Here is a 20,668-nt window from a genome sequence, read left to right as displayed (position 1 = left end):
TCCTTGATTATTGGTTTATAGGGGGGCTGGCGGTTGGCGCGGAGGCGGTCTGCGCCGCGGGCGGCGCTTGCGTGCCGCCGCCCAGCGCCGCATACAGCCGCACGCGGCTGGACAGCAGGGCGCGGCGCGTCTGCGCGAGCTTCTGCTGGGCCGCCAGCAGATCGCGCTGCGCGTCCAGCACCTCCAGATAGGGCGAGGCGCCATGGTCGTAGCGCAGTTGGGCGAGGCGGGCGCGTTCGCTCTGCGCCGCCACGGTGGCGCGCAGCACGTCCACCTGTTCCGCCAGCCAGTAGCGCGCGGACAGCGCGTCGGACACGTCCTTGAAGGCGGTCTGTATGGTCTGTTCGTAGGCGGCCACGGCCTGGTCGCGGCGCGCTTCGGTCAGGTCCAGGTTGGCCGAGCGCCGGCCGCCGTCGAAGATCGGCAGGCTGATGCTGGGCGCGAAGTTCCAGGCGCGGCTGCCGCCCGAGAACAGGCCGTCCAACTCGCTGCTGGCGGTGCCGAACGCGCCGGTCAGGGTGATGGTCGGCAGGAAGGCGGCGCGGGCCGCGCCGATGTTGGCGTTGGCGGCCTGGAGCTGATGTTCGGCGGCGACGATGTCGGGGCGGTTGACCAGCAGGTCCGAGGGCAGGCCCGCCGGCAACTCGCGCATGACGGCGTTGTCGTCCAGGCGCGTGGGCAGCTTGGGCAGGTTCAGCGGCGCGCCCGCCAGCAGCTCCAGCGCGCTGGCCTGGGCGGCGCGGGTCTGTTCCAGGTCCGCGCCCAGCGCCTTGGCCTGCTGCCACAGCGTTTCGACCTGGGTCAGGTCCAGTTTGGAGATTGCGCCTTCCTCGAAGCGGCGGCGGAAGATGCGCAGCGACTCTTCGCGCGAGGCGATGGTCTCGCGGGTCAGCGCCAGGCGCTCGTCCAGTTCGCGCAAGGACAGGTAGCTGTCCGCCACTTCGGCGACCAGGCTCAGCGTCGCGGCCCGCGCGGCCGCATCAGAGGCCAGGTAATTCTGCAAGGCGGCGTCCTTCAGGCTGCGCACGCGGCCCCAGAAGTCCAGCTCCCAGCTGGCCATGCCCAGGCCCACCTGGTATTGGCTGGAGACCAGCGGCTGTCCCGTGAGGTTCAGGTCGCCCGGTACACGGGCGCGGGAGCCATCCGCTTGCACGCCTATGGTGGGGAACTGGTCGGCGCGCTGGATGCCATACAACGCGCGCGCTTCTTCCACGCGCAGCAGGGCGCGGCGCAGGTCGCGGTTGTTGTCCAGAGCGGTGGATATCAGCGTCTGCAGCGCTGGATCGGGGAAGTAGGTCCGCCAGCCGATTTCGGCGGCGGCTGCGGCGTTGGCCGCGGTCGCTTCGGGCCCTGGGGCTGTATAGGCGGCAGGCACGGGCAGCGCGGGGCGTTCGTAGTCGGGCGCCATGGACACGCAACCGCTGGCCAGCAGCGTCAGCAGGGCTGCGGGAACGAGGCGCGTGGCGATCGTGGCCGGAAACGGGCGGAGTGTCATGCGGGGTCTCTCCAGCGCGGGGGCCGGGCGCGTCCCTGGGCAGGCTTGTGACGCCGCCTTCGGGGCGGACCCGATACCGGGTTCATGCTTGCAGATATTGTGCAGTGCGGCGGCTACGCATTCCTTGATCAGAATCAAAGTAGCGACTGACTGGTCGGTTTTTAATGAATTGCACATATACAGGGAGCAGAAGGATGGTCATGCAGCGCCGTCGTCTTCCTCCGGTGGTGCGGATCGGGCAGATTCTCGATGCCGCGCTCCAGGAGTTCTCGCAGGCGGGCTATGCCGGCGCCAGGATGGATGACATCGCGCTGCGGGCTGGCCTGTCCAAGGGTGGGCTCTATGCGCATTTCGACAGCAAGGAAGCGGTCTTCGAAGCCCTGCTGACGCGCCACCTCAGCCCCTCGCGGCTCGACATCGAGGCGGTGGTGGATGGCGCCCAGTCGCCGCGCCATCTGGCCGAACGCATCGTCAATCATCTCTACGTCAGCCTTGGAAACGCGGCCATGATCAGCACCATGCGGCTGCTGCTGGCCGAAAGCGGGCGCGTGCCCCACCTGGCCGCGCGCTGGCGGCAGGAGACCGCGCAGGCGCATCAAACCGACATCGCGCGGCTGCTGGAGCGCGCGCGCGACCGCGGCCTGTGCGCCGATTGCGTCGCGCTCAAGCATCCCTGGCTGCTGCTGTCGCCCATCGTTCATACCCTGGTCATGTCAGCGCTGATGGGACCTGACGAGCGCATCGACCTGCCCGAGCGGCGGCAGGCGCATGTGGCGCTGATCTGCGAGCTTCTGCGCCAGAGCCCTGCGTGACGGAGGGCCCCGGAGTTCCTTGACGCTGCGCCCGGCTTGGTGTCCTATCCAGAGTTGGTCGCGCGGCGGCCATGCACGACCTACGCGGCGAGGTGACATGGCGACATCGGGAGTGACTGGCGACACACCGTCCTGGCGTTATCTGCCAGTGGCCCTGGCTTTGGTGCTTCCCATCCTGGCCTGTGTTGGCTGGACATGGCTGCAAGCGCACAACGCACAGCGGCTCGAAGGCGAGACCGCCGCGCGCATCGTGCGCGCCCAGGCCGAGAGCATCCTCATCCAATCCCAGGACATGCTGGGGCGGGTGGCGGAACAGGCGGGCAAGCCTTGTGACGAGGTGCTGCCCATGCTGCAGCGCTGGGGCACCTTGAATCCGTATTTTCGTTCCCTGGTCCTGGTACGTAACCAGCGCGTCTACTGCTCATCGGCGGTAGGCGCCGTGGACGCCTCGCTCGACGATTTCAGCAAGTGGAAAATCAACATCGTGTCGGACCACTGGCAGATCTCGGTGGCCGGCACGCCCTTGGCGCCGGAGCGGCCGGCCATCCTCATAGGCAAGTCCGGCGCCGACGGCCATGGCGGCATCGTGGTGGTGGATGGCCGCTACGTGCAGGACCTGGTGAATGCCGTGGCCACCATGGACGACCTGCAGCTGGAATTGGTCGTGGGCAGGAACGGCGCGCCGATACGCAGCGATTCCTGGGGCGGCGCGGCGGCGCGCGCGGTGCCGCTGCGCGACGAGGACGATGCCACCGCGACGGGCCTGAGAGTCAACGTCCTGGCGCCGCCAGAGACCCTGGTGCGCGCGTGGTCGCGGTCCATGACGACGTATCTGCCGGTGGCGCTGCTGCTCGGGCTGGGCCTGGCCGTGGCCACGCACCGGCTGCAGGTCAGCAGGCGTTCGTTCAAGGAACGCCTGCGCCGCGCCATGCGGGCTGGCGAGTTCCTGGTGCACTACCAGCCCGTGTACGGGCAGGCCACGGGCCGCTGCGAGGGCGTGGAGGCGCTGATGCGCTGGGAGAGGCCGGGCATCGGGCCGGTGCGCCCGGACGTCTTCATCGCCGAGGCCGAGGCCGAAGGCATGATCATTCCGCTGACCCAGCATCTGCTCACGCTGATCGAACGTGACATGCGGACCTGGCCCACGCCGCCGGATTTCCACATCGGCGTGAACATCGCGGCCGAACACTTATCCAGCGTGGAGCTGCTGCCCGACGTCCAGGCCTTCGCGGCCAAGATCGCGGCGCGGCATCCGCTGGTGGTGCTGGAGATCACCGAGCGCAGCCTGATCATGGACAACGGGCAGGCACGGCGCAACATCGATGCCTTGCGCGCCCAGGGCCTGCGCGTGGCGATCGACGACTTCGGCACCGGCCACTGTTCGTTGTCGTACCTGCAGAAATTTCCGGTGGACTACCTGAAAGTCGACCAGGGCTTCGTGCAGGCCATCGGGCCCGCGGGCGAGGAAGCGCCAGTGCTGGACGCCATCATCACGCTGGCGCACCGTCTGGGGCTGTCGGTCGTGGCGGAAGGCGTGGAAACGCCATATCAGTTCGACTATCTGAAGGCGCGCGGCGTGGCGTTCATCCAGGGCTATCTGTTTGCGCGGCCGATGCCCTCGGCCGAGTTCGTGCGCTGGTACGCCGGGCATGAACCGCCCGGCGACGCGTAGTCTTCAGGCGGCTTTGCCGTTGGGGGCGGCCTTGGCGAAGAACAGGTCGGTGATGCTCTGGCTGTCCATGGGCTCGCCGTTGATGGCGCGGGCCAGCAGCTCGGCGCCCAGCAGTTGCACGGAGAACACCAGGTCGGGATTCACCCGGCGGATCTTCTCCAGGTGCTTGCTGGTGTTGACCAGCGCGACCGTCTTGGCGCCGTTTTCGCCGCAAGCTTCTTTCGCGGCCAGCACGATGAAGGCGTTCTCGGCGTCGTCGTCGCGCAGCGCCAGCACGTAGCGCGCGCGGGTCACGCCCGCGTTGTGCAGCACATCCACGCTGGACGGGTCGCCTTCGATCAGGTCCGTGGCCGCCGGATATTCCTGCGGCACGCCAGGAGGCACGATGACGGTGACTTCGTCGCCGCGGCGCCGCAGGCCGTCGTAAACGCTCATGGCCAGGGGCGTCGCGCCCGCGATGATGATGTGATTTTTGCGCATGGCGGTGGAGAACCTGCCTTTGACCAGCCGTTTCAGATTGCCGCCGATCACCGGCCCGGCGATCGCGCTGATGGAGGTGGCGAAGATGGTGATGCCCAGGATGATAATCGACGCGGTGAACAGCCGCGCGGTTCCGGTGTGCGGCGTGATGTCGCCATAACCGACCGTGGACATGGATACGATGGAGAAGTAGAGCGCGGTGGTGGCGTCTGTGATGGGCGGATTGAATTCGTTGCCCAGATAGAGCGTGCCGAAGACCGCGTAGATCAGCAGCGACAGCATGCTGACCAGGGCGAACAGCGAGCCGGCGGTCACGCTGGCGCGGTCGAAACGGCGCCAGTAGGCGATCAGCGCGATGACCAGGACCAGCGTATAGATGCCCAGGCCGGCGCGGCCGCTGTCTCCCATGATGGCGAAGGTGCCCACGCCGATCAGCAGCACCAGCGAGAACGCCCAGGCGATGCGCGCCTTGAGGATCAGTCCCAGCGCGATGACCTGCAGCCCCACGCCTAACACCAGGCGCGGTATCTCCAGCAGGCCCACCACGCGCATGACCTCATGCCAGTTGTCGATGGCGAGCCAGAATCCGTATTCGCGCGCCCGCACCTCGCGCAGCACCGGATGCATGAAGGCGTACCCGTCCAGCGCCACCAGGATGGCCAGGCACCAGTTGGGCGGAAACAGCGCCAGCAGCTTGCGCAAGCGGTGCTTGAGGGGAACGGGTAGTGTGGGCATGGCTTTGGCGGGAACGGATCCCAAGTCCTTTGGCGGCATTGTAGGGGGCGTGCCGCGCTATACCAGATATGTATGGAAGGCTATCAACAAAGAATTACTGCAAACCTGCCCGAGGTCCTAAACTTCGTGCATCAAGCGGCTATCCATGAGGAACGCCGCTGATAAGGGCGGGACGGCCGCTGTTTTAGCAAACGGACGAATCGCCTGGCGTTGATCACGTTGCAGCCTGTGCAGGGACTAGAGACCCCGCCCAGGTTCACGGTCTGACCGTACGTGAGCAGTATGAGGCACGAATGTTGGAATCGCGTGATCCAGGTAGTAGGCATCAGTGCCGGCTGATGACTCCAGGCTCACGTGTTGTTTTAGCGCGGCGTCTTACCTTTCGAGGCAGCGCCGCGTTTTTTTCGTCCTGGCCCGTTGCGGGCCGGACCTCAAATGGACGCGTTCGCGTCCGCCGTTTCTCGGCGCCAGTCGCCCTGGGCCTCCAGGCGGCTTTCTTCCCCAGATACCCGAAATTCCAGGTCCAGCGTGATGTCCGCTGCGAACATGTAGCCCCAGCCATGCACGGCGCGGATCGGCAGCGTCATCTCGTTGGCCGCCGCTTTGCGCCGCAAGCGGCTGATCATGACGTCCACGAAGCGGCGCCGCGAGATGCCGCTGTCGGCCTCGTCCGCGCCGTCCGCGTAGAAGGCGTCGCGGCTGACCTTGCGGTCGGGCGCGTTGACCAGCCGTGACAGGAAGTCGCGCTCGCCGGTGGTCAGCCCCAGCGTGCGGCCCGTGGGGCTGATCAGGGTCCAACCCTTGTTCGCAAGGCGCCAGGTGTCGTGCACGGATTCATCCGGCGTGTGTCCGTCGGATGCGGCGTCCGCGCCGTCCAGGCCCACGGCGCGGCGCACCAGCGCCTGCAGCGCCGCCGCCAGCTCCAGCCCGGATACGTCCGGCGGCAGGCAGGCATCCGCGCCGCAGAGCAGCGTACGGATGCGGCTTTCGGCATCGGCGAATGCGGCAATGGCGACGATGCCCAGGCCTCGGTCCACGGCGCGCAGCCGGACGGCGGCATTGTGGATGTCGGGCAGGGGCGCTTTCAGCACCACCAGCGGGCAGGGGCGGCGCGAGTATCTGTCGTAGACGTCGGCCAGGTCATGGCAGCGGCGCACGTTGAAACCCAGGTGCGAAAGGGCTTCGATGAGTCCGGCATGCCTGGCGTCGTCGTGGCCCAGAAATATGACATCCAGCGTGTTGTTCATTGATGCTTCCAATGAGGAGACAGGCCTGGGCGGCTGTGCCTGATGCCTAGGCGGGGCGCTGCGTGTCATACCCGTCTCCCTGTGCTGCGCGCCGAGGCGCGAGAGCGCCGGGCGGTGTTGTTCGGATGGGCGCGAGGCCGGGGGGATTGCCCCTGGTTTCGTGCTTACGCCGATGGCCGCCCATGCTTCGATGCTGCTTGGAAGTCACGCCCGTGTTTCATTTAAACACGGGCGTGTTTTTTTGTGAAGATACGTTTCTGTAGTTTCTGACAGTAACAGAAAGCGCAGGGGCAGCGCTATGGAAACGCTTGAAATACTGTTTGTTTTGGGAAGCGGGTGTTAACGCATTATGTATCGCCGATACATTATTTTCGATTTTGAATACGTGAAACGCCCTAAACTCGCCACGCTCTTGCCGCCGCGGCACGCTTGCATGACAGGGGCCGCAGCTGCGCGGCAATACCGATGTGGCAATGCAAGCCAATGATAGATATGGTCTTTTTGATGGCGCGCCGACGCGCTTCGAGGCGCCTGGAACAGGCTTGAAGCGCGCGCAGTCGGCTACGTGGCGCGATTTACGGATTAGCCCCGCAATTCGGGTGTAATCCGTTTATTTGGCGCCAGTATTGAGATGTTTTAATCAAATAAATAAATTCTTATTAATGTCTCAGGTTGATCGATTGGACACGTTTAGCCATCGTCTGCGCAACGCAAGAATGCTTCAGGGATGGACTCAAAAGGACTTGGCGGTCGCAAGCAACCTGTCGCAAAGCGCTATCGGCAACTACGAAAGCGGGCAGCGCCGGCGGCCATCCAGCGACGCGCTCATCAAGCTGACCCGCGCGCTATGCGTCAATCCCATGTGGCTCAGCACCGGCGAGGGGCCGATGCTGAACCCGGAGCCGGGCCTCATCCAGGCGGGCGCGGAGCGTGTGGCGCTCCCCGCCGCCTGGCCGTTCGAATCCATCTCCTATGCCACCTATGCGCGCCTGAGCTCCCAGGAAAAACGGCAGATCGAACAAGTGCTGGCCGCCTACATCAAGGCACGCGGCGAATAGACCCGAGGGGCTGCGCGGGCGCGCCTGCGGGGCGCCGCCGGGTGTCGGACGCAGGCGCGGGATCGCGGTCGTCGGTGCGCAGGCGGCTGCGCAGACGCTCGATGGGATCCGCAATCACGCTGTTGAGCAGGGCCGAGAATGCGATGGTGCTCGTGATCACCAGCGCCATGAAGAGCAGCGGCTGGTCCAGATGCGCTTCTTCAAGCAGCCACTTGAAGAACATGATCACCAGCGAATGGCAGATGTAGATCGGGTAGCTCAACTCGCCGATCGCCTTGTCGAGCCTGTGGCGCGACTGGAACAGGAAGGCCAGCGGCAGCAGCGCCCCGAACAGCAGCACGGCCAGGCCGTCGCGCACGGTCTGGTTCATGGCGATCGAGAAATGCAGCACACAGTAGACCGCCAGCACGGCCGTACCGATTTCCGGCAGGCGCTTGATCCGTTGCGTCCAGGCCTTATAGCGCGGCAACAGCACCTGGTGCGACAGCGAACCGAGCAGGAACAGGGCGAGTTCGGTCGGAAAGAACCGATACGTCCACGGGTCGCCCAAGCCTATGCCGGTGGCGATCAGCACGCCGCGCAACGCCAGCGATGCGGCCAGCAATGCGAGCAGCCGGCGCGGCGAATGCAGGATGAAGGGAGCGACCAGGTAGAAGCTCATCTCCACGCCCAGCGTCCAGGCCTGCGGCACCAGCAGCCCTTCGTAAAGCGGGACTTCGCTGTGCGCGAAGTTGCCAGTGAACTTGAGCGCGGAATGTTCGATGCCGAAGAACATCAGCCAGTCCTGGCCCATGATGAAAATGTTGGAGAGCACCAGGAACAGTTCGGCGCTGAAGGGCAGCGCGTCGTAGATGCGGAAGAATGCGCCGCCGCTCATCACGTGCGCGGCCAGCGTCAGCGCCGCAACGGCCAGATAGATCGGGAACAGCCGCAGGAAGCGGTTTGCATAGAACTTGCCCACCGCGCCTTGATAGTGGTCGGTGGCGGTGAGCACATAGGAAATCAGGAAGCCCGAAATGACGTAGAACAGCTGTACCGCGAGACGGCCGCCCACCAGATGATCGGTGGCGCCTGCGCCCAGATGGTCCAGCACCACCGACAATGCCAACAAGGTTCTCAAAAAGCCCATCGCCGTGTCTCCCCCGGATTGATCTTATTTTTGGCCCCCGTGAGGAGCCGGACACCTGCGCCTGCGGTCGTTGCGATCGGCTGCCGCGCCTTGCATGCCGGCCAGGCACGGATGACGATCTGTACTGATTCTGCGCGTCGATGTGTGCCGCCGCCATGGGGCGTTCGATGCAGCAAGGCCATGCAATTGGAGCGTGGCCATGCATTTGCCGTGCTGCTTTTGGATACCGCTTATGGGCTTAGAACACGCGTGCTGGACCGAAAGGGCGGTTACAGTCGAGGGATGTGTAATTGATGGAGTCCCGTACATGTCCAAGCTCTTGTCCACGCGTTGCCGCTTGATTGCTCCGGCACTGCTGGCCGCGGCCCTGGCCGGTTGCGCCGGATCGACTGGCGGCGCGCGCCCGCAAGGCGCAGCTGCGGCCAACGCCGCGAGCAGCGCGGATTCGCTGGCCCAGACCAGTTGGGAACTGGTGCGCTGGACGCAGGCGGGCGGCGCACTGCGCGACATTCCCCATGGCGACAACGGCGAACCGGTACGCCTGACCTTCCTGGCGCAAGGCAAGCAATATCGCGTCAATGGCTTTTCCGGCTGCAACCGCTACATGGGCACCTACAAGCTCGAAGGCGGCAAGCTCTACATCGACGCGCCCGCCGCCACGCGCATGGCCTGCCCCGCGCCGGAACGCGCCCGCCTCGAAGCGGACTATCTGCGCGGCCTGGCGTCCATCGATACGTTCACGCTGGACAACGGCGGCGCGCCGCGGCACCTGACCTTCAATCTGCGCGGCGGCGACGTGCTGGAGTTCGCGCGGCGCCAGGATCCGCCCACCCCCTGACGTAGCCAGCGGACCGCGTATCAAAGAGTGTTAAGCCGCGAAAACGGCGCCAGGCCGCGCCTACAATGGCGTGGTCCGGCCCGCCGCCTTGCGCGGGCGCTGCATTCCTTGCTTTTTCGGAGACCCTCATGCCCCTTCCCGCGTCTTTGCGCTGGCTGGCGCCTTGCCTGTTGTCCATCGGCCTGGCCGCCTGCTCGGCGCCGCCCAAGCGTGCCGCGGATGGCCAGGATCCGCGCTTTCAGCCCGCTTCCGCTTCCGACATGCTGGCGCAGACCAGCTGGGATCTGGCGCGCTGGACCTTGCCCGGCGGCGGCTTGCGGCAGATTCCGCATCCCTCTTCCAATTCGCGCCCGCTTACGGCGAGCTTCGTCCATGACCAGGGGGCGCCGCGCATTTCCGGTTTCTCCGGCTGCAACCAGTACAACGGCTCCTATACCGTTGCCAATGGCCTGCTGATCGTGCAGGGGCGCCCGGTGTCGACCATGATGGCCTGCGCGCCGCAGAACATGAAGCTGGAGCAGGATTTCCTGGCTGCGCTGACCAGCATCACCGCCACGTCGGTGGACAACGCCAACAATCCGCAGCGCATGACCTGGGTGCTCAGCTCTGGCGACAGGCTGGACTTCGGACGCCGCACCGATCCCATCGCAGGCGGCCAGCAGGGACCGACCAAGCTGGTCTACGTGAATTCGGAGCGCGTGCCTTGCACCGCCGGCGCGGGCCGCGCCATGTGCTACCAGGTGCGCGACAGCGCCGGACAGCCCTGGCAGCTCTGGTACGGCGAAATCACGGGGTTCAACTTCCAGCCTGGCGTGCGTTACCGCTTGCGCGTGGTCGAGGTCCGCAACCCGAATCCGCCGGCCGACGCGTCGACGTTGCAGTGGGTGCTGGACGCGGTGGTCGAGCAGGAAATCGTCAATCGTTGAGCCGGATCAAACGGAGCGGCGGGCGGGGAAAACCGCCCAGCGATTACTATTACGCCTTTCGCCGCCCGCTTTTTTCCGCTTTTCCATGACTTCCGTCGTCAATATCGCCGCTTACAAATTCGTTTCGCTGGATGCTCTGCCCGAGTTGCGCGCCCGCCTTCTGGACGAGGCAGGCCTGGCCGCGCTCAAGGGCACCATCCTGCTGGCCGAAGAGGGCATCAACCTGTTCCTGGCGGGTTCAGCGGATGGCATCGACGCGTTTCTGCGCACCCTGCGCGCCGATCCGCGCTTCGCCGACCTGGAAGTGAAGTTCAGCCATAGCGCGGCGGTGCCGTTCCGCAAGCTGTTGGTGAAGATCAAGCGCGAGATCATCCGCATGAATCATCCGGCGATCCGCCCGGAAGCGGGACGCGCGCCCGGCGTGGATGCGAAGACGCTGGCGCGCTGGCTCGAGGCCGGCATGGACGACGCCGGACGGCCCGTGGTCATGCTGGACACGCGCAACGCCTTCGAGGTCGACGAAGGCACCTTCAGGAACGCCATCGATTGGCGCATTGAACGCTTCACGCAATTTCCTGCGGCGGTGCAGGCGCACCGGGCCGAACTGGAAGGCAAGACCGTGGTCAGTTTCTGCACCGGCGGGATCCGCTGCGAAAAGGCCGCGATCTACATGAACGAGGCCGGCATCGAGCACGTCTACCAACTCGATGGCGGCATCCTCAAGTACTTCGAGGAAACCGGCGGTCCCGGCTATGACGGCAAATGCTTCGTCTTCGACGAACGCATTTCGCTGGACCCGGCGCTGGCGCCCAGCAAGGCCTGATGTACCGCGCTCAATAACAAAAAGCCCGCCGATTTGAACTGGCGGGCTTTTTGCATTCAGCGGGGGCGCGGGATCAGCGCACGCGCATGCCGGGCTTGGCGCCGGGGAACGGTTCCAGCACGTAGATGCCGGCGTCCACGGACTCATCCGCATGGCTGGCGGCCAGCACCATTCCTTCGGATACGCCGAACTTCATCTTGCGCGGAGCCAGGTTGGCCACCAGGACGGTCAGCTTGCCGATCAGGTCTTCCGGCTTGTAGGCCGACTTGATGCCCGAGAACACGTTGCGGTGACGGCCTTCGCCCGCGTCCAGCGTCAGGCGCAGCAGCTTGGTCGAGCCTTCCACGTGTTCGCAGTTGACGATCTGCGCGATGCGCAGATCGACGCGCGCGAAGTCGTCGATGGAGATGGTCTCGGCGATGGGCTCGCCGCCAGGCACCACCACGGGGGCGGCCGGCGGCTCGAACAGGTCTTCCAGCATCTGCGGTTCGACGCGCTGCATCAGGTGCTTGAAGGGCGCCACACGCTGCGGCAGCACCGAGGCATCGGCCCAGGTGAAAGGCGCCTGCGCGCCGAACAGTTCCAGCGCCACGCGTTCGGACAGCGCCGGCAGCACCGGCGCCAGCATCACGGACAAGGCCTTGAAGCCGGCTAGCGAGCGCGAGCAGATGTCCTGCAGGGCGGCCTTCTGAGCGTCATCGGCGGTGGCGATGCCCTTGGCCAGCACCCAGGGCTGGGCCGTGTCGAACGCCTGGTTGATGCGATCGGCGTAGGCCATGATTTCGCGGATGGCGCGGTTGTATTCGCGCGCCTCGAACGCGGCGCGGATGGACTCCGCCTGTTCGGCGTACTCCGCGGCCAGCGCCGAGGTGTCGCCCGAATAGCCGAGGACGCCATCGAAATGCTTGGTGATGAAGCTGGCGGCGCGGCTGGCGATGTTGACGTACTTGCCGATCAGGTCGCTGTTGACGCGGGCGATGAAGTCCTCGGGGTTGAAGTCCATGTCTTCGACCCGGGCGTTCAGCTTGGCGGCGATGTAGTAGCGCATCCATTCGGCGTTCATGCCGAGTTCCAGGTAACGCAGCGGCGAAATGCCGGTGCCGCGGCTCTTGGACATCTTTTCGCCGCTGACGGTGATGAAGCCGTGCACATTCACGGCGTCAGGCGTCTTGCGGCCGGCGAACTTCAGCATCGCGGGCCAGAACAGCGCGTGGAAATACACGATGTCCTTGCCGATGAAGTGGACCTGTTCGGTGGGGCCGGCAGGATCGAGCAGCGCATCGAAGTCCATGCCCTTGACCGCGCAATACGACTTCAGCGAGGCCAGGTAGCCCACGGGCGCGTCCAGCCAGACGTAGAAATACTTGCCCGGCGCGTCCGGGATCTCGATGCCGAAGTAGGGCGCGTCGCGGGAAATGTCCCAGTCGCCAAGCTTGGCCTCGCCATCGTCCGAACCCAGCCACTCGCGCGTCTTGGCCAGCATTTCAGGCTGCAGATGCTTGCCGCCGGCGGCGTTGGAGCCGGTGGTCCATTGCTGCAGGAATTCCACGCAGCGCGGATCGGACAGCTTGAAGAAGAAGTGGTCCGAGGACTTCAGCACCGGCGTGGCGCCGGTCAGGGCCGAGTACGGGTTGATCAGCTCGGTGGGCGCGTAGACCGCGCCGCAGACTTCGCAGGAATCGCCGTACTGGTCCTTGGCGTGGCACTTGGGGCATTCGCCCTTGATGTAGCGGTCGGCCAGGAACATGCCTTTGACCGGATCGTAGAACTGCTCGATGGAGCGGGTTTCGATCAGGTCCTGGGCCTTGAGCGCGCGGTAGATGTCCTGCGATAGCGCGACGTTCTCGGCCGAATCGGTCGAGTGCCAGTGGTCGAAGCGGATGTGGAAGCCGTTCAGGTACTGCGGGCGCTCGGCGGCGTAGCGCGCCACCAGGGCCTGCGGCGTGATGCCTTCCTTTTCCGCCTTCAGCATGATCGGCGCGCCGTGCGCGTCGTCCGCACCCACGAAGTGCACCGTGTGGCCCGCCATTCGCATCGAACGAACCCAGATATCGGCCTGGATGTACTCCATGATGTGGCCGATGTGGAAAGATCCGTTGGCGTAGGGCAGCGCTGTGGTGACAAAAAGGGTGCGAGACATGGTTGTCTTTGGAGGTTGAGGGAAAAAAGGGGTAGGCCGGCCATTTTAGGGCAAGCGCGCAGACTTGCCGGACAGCGGCCCGTCAATGGCTCAACCCGCCCTTCGCGGCAGGCGAATCAGGCGGGTTGCGAAAGAATGCGGGGATGGGCGCGAATACACGGCAATTCCGCCGCGCGGACGCACAAGCCCACGGTCCGCTTGCGCCGCGGGCGGCGCAAGCATGCTGGAAAGCCGCCGTCAGCGGATTTCGCGGGCTTCGACGTCGATCACGTCGCCGCGCGGCTGCGTGGCGAAGGGGGCGGTGGCGGACTGGAACGGTCCCGGGCGGGCGCCCTGGCGCTGGCTCCAATAGGCGCGTACGCCGAAAGGTTTGCCGCGCACCTTGGCGACCACGTACAGGATCGCCACGGCGATCGCCGTGGAAAGCATGAACACCAGCGCCATCGCCATGCCGATCAAGGCCAGGGCGGCGAATAGGACGGCACGAAAGAAGCGGATAAGTGTGTTGGTCATGAAGATCGGATGCAAAACGCAGGGAAAGGTTCCCGGGTATCCGCTATCCTTTAGGGGATGGCGGGCCGCAGAAGCCGCGCTGCCTACGGAACCATAGTGACATGAGTATAACGATAGAACAAATTCGCGCCGCGCTGCGCGCCGCGCAGGACCCGAATACCGGTATGGATTTGGGCGTTTCTGTAAAAGATCGTGACATCAAGCTGGAAGGCGGACGGGTTTCGCTGGCGCTCGAGCTGGGGTATCCGGCCGATGCCGCGCGCGCCCAGGTCCGCGATATCGCCGTGGCGGCGCTGGCCGCGGCCGGCGTGGCCGACGCCCAGGTCGAGGTGAGCTGGAAGGTCGCCGCCCATGCCGTGCAGAAAGGGCTGAAGCCCTTGCCCAATGTGCGCAACATTATTGCGGTAGCGTCCGGCAAGGGCGGCGTGGGCAAGAGCACCACGGCCGTGAACCTGGCCCTGGCCCTGGCGGCGGAAGGCGCCAAGGTGGGCGTGCTGGACGCCGACATCTACGGCCCCAGCGTGCCGACCATGCTGGGCATCTCGGGCCGTCCCGAAAGCCTGGACAACAAGAGCATGGAGCCGCTCACGGGCCACGGCCTGCAGGCCAACTCCATCGGCTTCCTGATCGACGCCGACTCGCCCGCCATCTGGCGCGGCCCAATGGTGACGCAGGCGCTGGAGCAACTGCTGCGCCAGACCAATTGGCGCGATCTTGATTACCTCATCGTCGACATGCCTCCCGGCACGGGCGACGTGGCGCTGACCCTGGCGCAGAAGGTGCCGGTGGTGGGCGCCGTCATCGTCACCACGCCGCAGGACGTGGCGCTGCTGGACGCGCGCAAGGGCTTGCGCATGTTCCAGAAGGTTGATGTGCCGATCCTGGGCGTGGTCGAGAACATGGCCATCCACATCTGCTCGCAATGCGGCCATGCCGAGCATATCTTCGGCGAGGGCGGCGGCCAGCGCATGGCGGAGCAATACCAGACGCCCTGGCTGGGCAGCCTGCCGCTGACGCTGGCGATCCGCGAGCAGACCGATGCCGGTTCGCCGACCGTGGTGTCGGATCCGGGCAGCGAAGCCGCGGCGCTGTATCGCGGCATCGCCCGCAAGCTGGCAGCTGGCGTGGCGGCGCTTCCCCGCGACATGGCCGGGAAGTTCCCGTCCATCGTCGTGCAGCAACCGACCTGACGCATGCGGTGGGCAGCCCGCGCCTTCTTGGCAGGACTTGTTGTGATGACGGGCGAGGCGTTGGCCAAGCGCCCGGAAATCATTGTGGACCCCGGCGGCGTGCCGCCGGCCGCCCTGCAGGCGATTACCGAAGCCGTCGATGCGATCGCGCGGCTGGCGGAAGACCAGGACGGCGGTGAAATCAACCGCCTGCGTCGGCGTGCGCGCGACGCGACGCTGGCGGCCCTGGCCACCCAGGGCTATTTCTCGCCCACGGTGAAGCTCGAAGCCGGCACCGATATCGGCGGAGAAACCTGGGACATCAGTATCGTTTCGGGCGAGCGCACCACCGTTACGTCCGTGGACCTGAGCTTCACCGGCCGCATCACCCGGCCCGAGTTCGCGGCGCGGGTGCAGAAACTGCGCGACGACTGGCAGCTCAAGACGGGCCAGCCCTTCATCAACAGCGACTGGAACAAGGCCAAGTCGAACCTGCTGGACGCGGTGTCCTCGCGTGACTTCATGCTGGCGCGCATGACCGCGTCGCAGGCGGAAATCGAGGCCGATACGGCATCGGCCGCCCTGCGCGTCACAATAGACAGCGGCCCCCAGGTGCGCATGGGCGAGCTCACCACGGAAGGCCTGAAACGGGTGCCAGAGAAGCTGGTGGAGCGCTATGTGCGCTACTCGCCGGGCGCCGCCTATGACCAGAACAAGCTGGACACCTGGCAGCAGGACCTGCAATCCACTGCGTTCTTCCGCGGCGCGTTCGTGTCGCTGGAGCAGCCGGGCCAGGCGCAGCCGACTCCTGCGCCCAATGCCGACCGCGCACGCGCGCCGGGCTCGACCGATCTGGCGGCTGCCACGCCGGCGGGAGATCCTTCCGTGTCCGGCGGCATGCCGCCGCCTGCGCCCGCCTACGACTCGAACGGCGAAGTGACCTTGCCGGTGCAGGTACGGGTGGTGGAAGCGCCGCCCAAGCGGTTCACCGGATCGATAGGCGTGGACGACGAGGCCGGCCTGCGCGTGGAGTCGCTGTACCGGCAGAACGTGGTCTTTGGCCAGCCGGTCACCCTGGAGACGGGCTTCAGCGTGGACCGGCTGCAGCAGCGCGCCTACGCGGACTTCCTGTTGCCGCCGAACCAGCGCGGCTACAAGGATTCCTTCGGGGTCCTGTACGACCAATCCGACATCCAGGGGCTGGACGTGACGCGTTACGCGCTGGGCGCTACGCGCCTGCAGGAGCGCAAGGGCGCGGGCGATAGCCGGGTCGAATACGAGACCCGCTGGGGCCTGCTGCTGGCGGAGGATCACGTGAAGATCGACGGCGGCGACCAGTACAAACTGCCGACCCTGACCGCCACGGCCGAATGGCTGCGCCGCGATGTCGATAACAAGTACGACCCGCGCGAAGGCAACCTGATCGCGGTGGGCGGCGGCGTGGGCGTGACGCTGGACTCCGGCGAACCCTACACCCGCGCCCGACTGCGGGCCCAGAAATGGTGGCCCATCGGCAAGCTGGACGTGCTGACCGTGCGCGGCGAAGTCGGCCGGGTCTGGTCCAACAGCAAGGTGCGGGTGCCGGACGATTTCGGTTTCCGCACCGGCGGCGCGCGTTCGATCCGCGGCTACAAGTACCAGAGCATAGGCGTGAAGCAAGACGACGCTGTGGTGGGCGCGCCCACGCTGCTGGTCGGCAGCATCGAGTACGACCACTATTTCAATGAGCGCTGGGGCATGGGCGTGTTCGTGGACGCGGGCGACGCCGCGGAATCGTTCGGCGACATGTCGATGGCGGTGGGCTACGGCGTAGGCGCCCGCGTGCGCACGCCGGCCGGGCCCTTGTTCCTGGACGTGGCCTACGGCCAGCGCGACCGCGACCTGCGCCTGCACTTTTCCTTGGGGATCGCGTTTTGAAGGCCTTGCGCAAATTCCTGCGCCATGTGCTGGTGTGGTGGTTGCCGGGCCTGGCCATGCTGGCCGTGCTGGCGGGCGGCTTCCTGTTCTGGCTGGTCGGTTCGCAGAACGGCACGCGGCTGCTCCTGACCACCGCCGCCCAGCAATTGAATGGCCAGGCGCTGGACGTGAGCGGCTCGCTGTTGCGCGGCGTCTCCGTGGGCAAGCTGGACCTGGACGTCAGCGGCACCCGCGTCGACATCACGGACCTGCACCTGGACGTGAACTGGCGCGCCCTGGGCGACCGTCTGCTGCACGTGCGCGATGTATCGGCGGGCTCGGTTTACATCGGCCTGACCGCAACGCCCGAGACGGCGCCTGCCGAGGACGACGGCGAGCCTTTCTCCTTGCCCGAACTGCCGGTGGACATCGCTATCGACCGGGTGGCGCTGGGCGACTTCCAGTTGGACCAGGACGGCGAACCCTTGCCCGTGACCCTGGGCAATCTGGACGCCACCTTCGCCGCGGGCAAGCAGGGCGCGCAGTTGCGCATCGCCAGCCTGCGGGTGGGCCACGAGGCTGCGCAGGCGGACATCTCCGGGCAGGCCGAACTGCAAGGCATGGCCGATCCCTGGCCGTTCGCCGCTCGCCTGGACGTGATCGCGCGCGGGACCGGCTCCGATTCCCCGCTGTGCGAAGCCGACAAGCTGAGTGGCGTGTATGAGCGTCAGGCGGGCGCTGCCAAGAAGCCCGAGCCCAAGCCTGGCGCCAAGGCCGACCCCAAGGATGAATCCAAAGCCGGGGCCAGGACAGATCCCAAGGCGACGCCTTCCGAGCCGCCCCGGCCCGCCTGCCAGGTGGTGCTGCGCGCCGATGCCGCCGGTTCCCTGGATGGTATCCAGGCCAAGCTGGAGGGCGAGGGCTCCGGCCTGCTGCTGGATCTGACCGCCGACCTTGCGCCGCGCACGGCGCTGGTGCTGCGCAGCGCCCGGGCGCAGGCGCAACTGCCTGACAAATCGACCCTGGCCGCGCAGCTAGACCTGCAATCCGATAGCACGCAAGGGACGGGTCGCGACCGCATCGCGGGCACGATAAGCGCCCAGCGCCTGGATTTGTCGCCCTGGCTGGGCAAGGATGTTCCGCCTGCGGTCCTGACCGTGCGCGGCGACGTGCAAGCCGACATCGAGAACCTGAGCCAGCTACGCCACGCCGCGGTCGATCTGCGCTTCGAAGAGGGCACGCGCTGGAACAAGCAGCCCCTGACTGGCGCGCTCAAGGCCCAGGTGGATATCGCCGCAGCGACCAATAGCGCGGAATCCGCCGCCGTGCCGAACGGTGCCGCCTCGCCCGAGGCCGATCCTCTGGCCGGGCTGCGCATCCACGGCCTGGACGTGGACCTGAAGCTGGGCCGCAACCGGGTCCAGGCCAGGGGCGAGCTGGACGCCAAGGACGGCGCGCTGTCGCTGGACGCCCAAGCGCCCCAGCTCGACGCGTTCTGGCCGGGCATCCCCGGCGGCGCGGAGTTGAAAGGCAAGCTGGCGGGCACGCTGGCTGCGCACCGCGGCGAGCTTGCTGCCGGCTACACGCCGCCCAAGCCGCGCGCGGGCGTGCTGGGCGAGGCGCCCGCCAAGGCCAACATCGTCTTTGCCGGTTCCTGGGGCAAGGGGCCAGCCGGCACGCCCGACGCAGCCCTGCCGGGATGGCGCGGCACGTTCTCGAGGCTGACGGCAGAGACCGCCGGCTTCACCGTGGCCGTGGACCGTCCGGTCACGCTGGCTTTCGTGCCTTCCGCCGTGGAACCGCAATGGCAGTGGCAGGTGGGGCAGACGGCGCTGAGCCTGACCCTGCCTGGCAAGGAGCGCGTGGTCCTGGCGCACCAGGGTTCGCGGGGGGGCGGCAAGCGTTGGGAAACGGCGGGCAAGGCCGACAACCTGGTGATCACGGCCGCCATGGCGCGCCAGGTGATAGGCGCCTTCGATCCCGAGGCCGCGGCCAAGCTGGGCAAGCGGCCCGGCCGCGTGAACGCGATGGTGCCCGAGGGCCAGCGCCGCATCGCGCTGGACGTCTTGTGGGACCTGAAGTTCGACGGCCGGCTGGGCGGCCGCGCGCGCATCGCGCGCCGCGAGGGCGACCTGCTGATACCGGGCGATCCTCCCATCCCGCTGGGACTGAAGGCGCTGGTGCTGGACCTGACCGCCACGCCGACCTCCGCCAACGCCAGCCGCCTGGACGCCAAGGTCAATCTGGCCACCGACAAGATGGGCCTCATCAACGGCACCGGCACCGCCGTGTTGGTGGTGGACGCCAAGGGCGGCATGGCGCTGGACCCGCGCCAGCCGCTGCGCGCCAAGCTGGACGCGGATATCGCCGACCTGGCCTGGGTTGGCCTGTTCGTGGGCGACTCGATGGAAGTCGGCGGCACGGTCAAGGCCAATCTGGAAGCCCAGGGCACCCTGGCGGGCAAATGGTCGGCCAGCGGCAGCATCCGCGGCGACAAGCTGCGCGTGGTGCGCATCGACGACGGCGTGCGGCTGATCGACGGCACCTTGTCCGCGCGCCTGGACGGCGACCGGGTGGTGCTGGAAAGCCTGCGCTTCCCGGCCTCGTTGCGGGTGATGCCGGCCGAATGGCGCACCAAGGAATGGATCACCACCAATCCCGAGGCAAAGGGCGGCTACGCCGAAGCCAAGGGGCAGTGGAATTTCATCGATGGCGGCGGCGATATCCGGCTGACCCTGTACCGCTTCCCGGCGCTGCAGCGTTCGGACCGCTACGCCATGGTGTCCGGGGTCATCGACGTGAAGGCGGCCATGCCGCGCATCGACATCGTGGGCGACCTGAAGGCGGACGCCGGCTGGTTCAGCCTGGAAATTCTGCAGGGCGTGCCGTCGCTGGACGATGACGTCAAGGTGCGCCGGCCCGGCGATGACCCTGGCACCGTCTCCACGCCGCTGCAGACCAGCATGAACCTGAAGTTCGACATGGGGCCGCGCTTCTACATCACCGGCATGGGACTGGACGCCGGCCTGCTGGGCTCCATTCAGATCATGCTGAACGATGGACGCCTGACCGGCGTGGGCGCGCTGCGCACCCGTGGCGGCGGCATCGAAGCCTACGGCCAGAAGCTGCGCCTGAGCCGCGGCACGCTGACCTTCCAGGGCCGTCTGGACAACCCCTTGCTGGATATCGAGGCGCTGCGCACGGGCGAACAGGTCGAGGCGGGCGTCAAGGTGGTCGGCACGGCGCAGCGGCCGCGCATCGACCTGGTGTCGTACCCGGACGTCAGCGACGTGGAAAAGCTGTCCTGGCTGCTGCTCGGCCGCGGCCCCGACGAAAGCGGCGGCGACGCGGCGCTGCTGATGTCGGTGGGTACCGCGCTGCTGGGCGGCGGGCAGCCGTTCTACAAGCAGTTCGGCCTGGACGACGTCAGCATCAAGACGGGCAACATCGGCAGCTCCGGCAGCATCCTGCCGGACCGCACGGTGGCTGGCGACGTCAACCGGGACAGCGACAGCCAGCTGGCGACGCAATTCCTGGTGGCCAGCAAGACCTTCGCCAACGGCATCACCCTGAGCGTGGAACAGGCGCTGGCGGGAAGCGATACCGTCGGCCGCGCCAGCTACAGGCTGGCGCGCGGCTTGTCGGTGGACCTGAAGGGCGGGGCGGTCAACGGCATCGCGCTGGTCTACCGGACCTTCTGGGGGAACTGAGGCGGAACCGGGCGGCACGGTCCCG

The 20,668-nt window shown here is 66.7% G+C and carries 15 protein-coding genes; 9 read left to right on the top strand and 6 right to left on the bottom strand.

What is annotated here, in order from left to right:
• Positions 1-7: 7 nt before the first annotated feature.
• Positions 8-1,495 (bottom strand): efflux transporter outer membrane subunit, encoded by a 1,488-nt coding sequence (locus IB258_RS14815; protein WP_192352777.1) that lies wholly within the window; start codon positions 1,493-1,495, stop codon positions 8-10.
• Between the two features lie 194 nt (positions 1,496-1,689).
• On the opposite strand from IB258_RS14815, the gene IB258_RS14810 reads away from it, so the two are divergent.
• The gene (locus IB258_RS14810; protein WP_054452012.1) at positions 1,690-2,307 is read left to right on the top strand and encodes a TetR/AcrR family transcriptional regulator; all 618 of its coding nucleotides are present in this window, start codon (positions 1,690-1,692) and stop codon (positions 2,305-2,307) included.
• 97 nt (positions 2,308-2,404) lie between these two features.
• Complete coding sequence (locus IB258_RS14805; RefSeq protein ID WP_054452011.1) at positions 2,405-3,979, top strand: cyclic diguanylate phosphodiesterase; 1,575 nt, start codon at positions 2,405-2,407, stop codon at positions 3,977-3,979.
• Positions 3,980-3,982: 3 nt separating this feature from the next.
• On the opposite strand, the gene kch is transcribed toward IB258_RS14805, so the two are convergent.
• Both kch and IB258_RS14795 read right to left on the bottom strand, forming a co-directional pair.
• Complete coding sequence (gene kch, locus IB258_RS14800; RefSeq protein ID WP_054452010.1) at positions 3,983-5,194, bottom strand: voltage-gated potassium channel protein; 1,212 nt, start codon at positions 5,192-5,194, stop codon at positions 3,983-3,985.
• Between the two features lie 431 nt (positions 5,195-5,625).
• Positions 5,626-6,441, bottom strand: coding sequence for a winged helix-turn-helix domain-containing protein (locus IB258_RS14795; RefSeq protein WP_125470122.1), 816 nt, complete (start codon positions 6,439-6,441; stop codon positions 5,626-5,628).
• 662 nt (positions 6,442-7,103) lie between these two features.
• Between IB258_RS14795 and IB258_RS14790 the strand changes: the two genes are divergently transcribed.
• The gene (locus IB258_RS14790; protein ID WP_192352869.1) at positions 7,104-7,499 is read left to right on the top strand and encodes a helix-turn-helix domain-containing protein; all 396 of its coding nucleotides are present in this window, start codon (positions 7,104-7,106) and stop codon (positions 7,497-7,499) included.
• Here IB258_RS14790 and IB258_RS14785 read toward each other — a convergent pair.
• Positions 7,480-8,628: an acyltransferase gene (locus IB258_RS14785; protein WP_119450331.1), complete on the bottom strand. Its 1,149-nt coding sequence runs from the start codon at positions 8,626-8,628 to the stop codon at positions 7,480-7,482. The genes IB258_RS14790 and IB258_RS14785 overlap by 20 nt on opposite strands.
• Before the next feature lie 307 nt (positions 8,629-8,935).
• On the opposite strand from IB258_RS14785, the gene IB258_RS14780 reads away from it, so the two are divergent.
• The 3 genes from IB258_RS14780 (at position 8,936) to IB258_RS14770 (ending at position 11,215) form a co-directional block, all read left to right on the top strand.
• Positions 8,936-9,466, top strand: coding sequence for an META domain-containing protein (locus IB258_RS14780; RefSeq protein WP_054452006.1), 531 nt, complete (start codon positions 8,936-8,938; stop codon positions 9,464-9,466).
• Positions 9,467-9,594: 128 nt separating this feature from the next.
• Positions 9,595-10,392, top strand: coding sequence for an META and DUF4377 domain-containing protein (locus IB258_RS14775; protein WP_054452005.1), 798 nt, complete (start codon positions 9,595-9,597; stop codon positions 10,390-10,392).
• A gap of 85 nt (positions 10,393-10,477) precedes the next feature.
• Entirely contained in the window at positions 10,478-11,215 is a 738-nt protein-coding gene (locus IB258_RS14770; RefSeq protein WP_054452004.1) for a sulfurtransferase, read from the top strand.
• Positions 11,216-11,288: 73 nt separating this feature from the next.
• Here the strand turns inward: IB258_RS14770 and metG are convergent, their stop codons facing one another.
• Together metG and IB258_RS14760 are read right to left on the bottom strand one after the other, a co-directional pair.
• Positions 11,289-13,355, bottom strand: a complete 2,067-nt coding sequence (gene metG, locus IB258_RS14765; protein ID WP_054452003.1) for a methionine--tRNA ligase — start codon at positions 13,353-13,355, stop codon at positions 11,289-11,291.
• A gap of 237 nt (positions 13,356-13,592) precedes the next feature.
• On the bottom strand, positions 13,593-13,868 hold the full coding sequence (locus tag IB258_RS14760; protein ID WP_006226181.1) for a hypothetical protein: 276 nt from the start codon (positions 13,866-13,868) through the stop codon (positions 13,593-13,595).
• 101 nt (positions 13,869-13,969) lie between these two features.
• Here IB258_RS14760 and apbC point away from each other — a divergent pair, with 101 nt between their 5' ends.
• Genes apbC through IB258_RS14745 form a run of 3 tightly spaced genes read left to right on the top strand, consistent with a single transcriptional unit; the run spans position 13,970 to position 20,643 of the window.
• On the top strand, positions 13,970-15,058 hold the full coding sequence (gene apbC / locus IB258_RS14755) for an iron-sulfur cluster carrier protein ApbC (RefSeq protein WP_192352776.1): 1,089 nt from the start codon (positions 13,970-13,972) through the stop codon (positions 15,056-15,058).
• Between the two features lie 3 nt (positions 15,059-15,061).
• Complete coding sequence (locus tag IB258_RS14750; protein WP_192352775.1) at positions 15,062-16,954, top strand: autotransporter assembly complex family protein; 1,893 nt, start codon at positions 15,062-15,064, stop codon at positions 16,952-16,954.
• On the top strand, positions 16,951-20,643 hold the full coding sequence (locus IB258_RS14745; RefSeq protein WP_370539832.1) for a translocation/assembly module TamB domain-containing protein: 3,693 nt from the start codon (positions 16,951-16,953) through the stop codon (positions 20,641-20,643). The genes IB258_RS14750 and IB258_RS14745 overlap by 4 nt, the downstream gene beginning before the upstream one ends.
• Positions 20,644-20,668: the final 25 nt, after the last annotated feature.

The sequence above is a fragment of the Achromobacter sp. ACM02 genome, from assembly GCF_014851605.1.
Lineage (GTDB): Bacteria > Pseudomonadota > Gammaproteobacteria > Burkholderiales > Burkholderiaceae_B > Achromobacter > Achromobacter aegrifaciens.
Note: the sequence above shows the minus strand (reverse complement) of the source record. Positions and strands in the feature narration are given on the sequence as shown.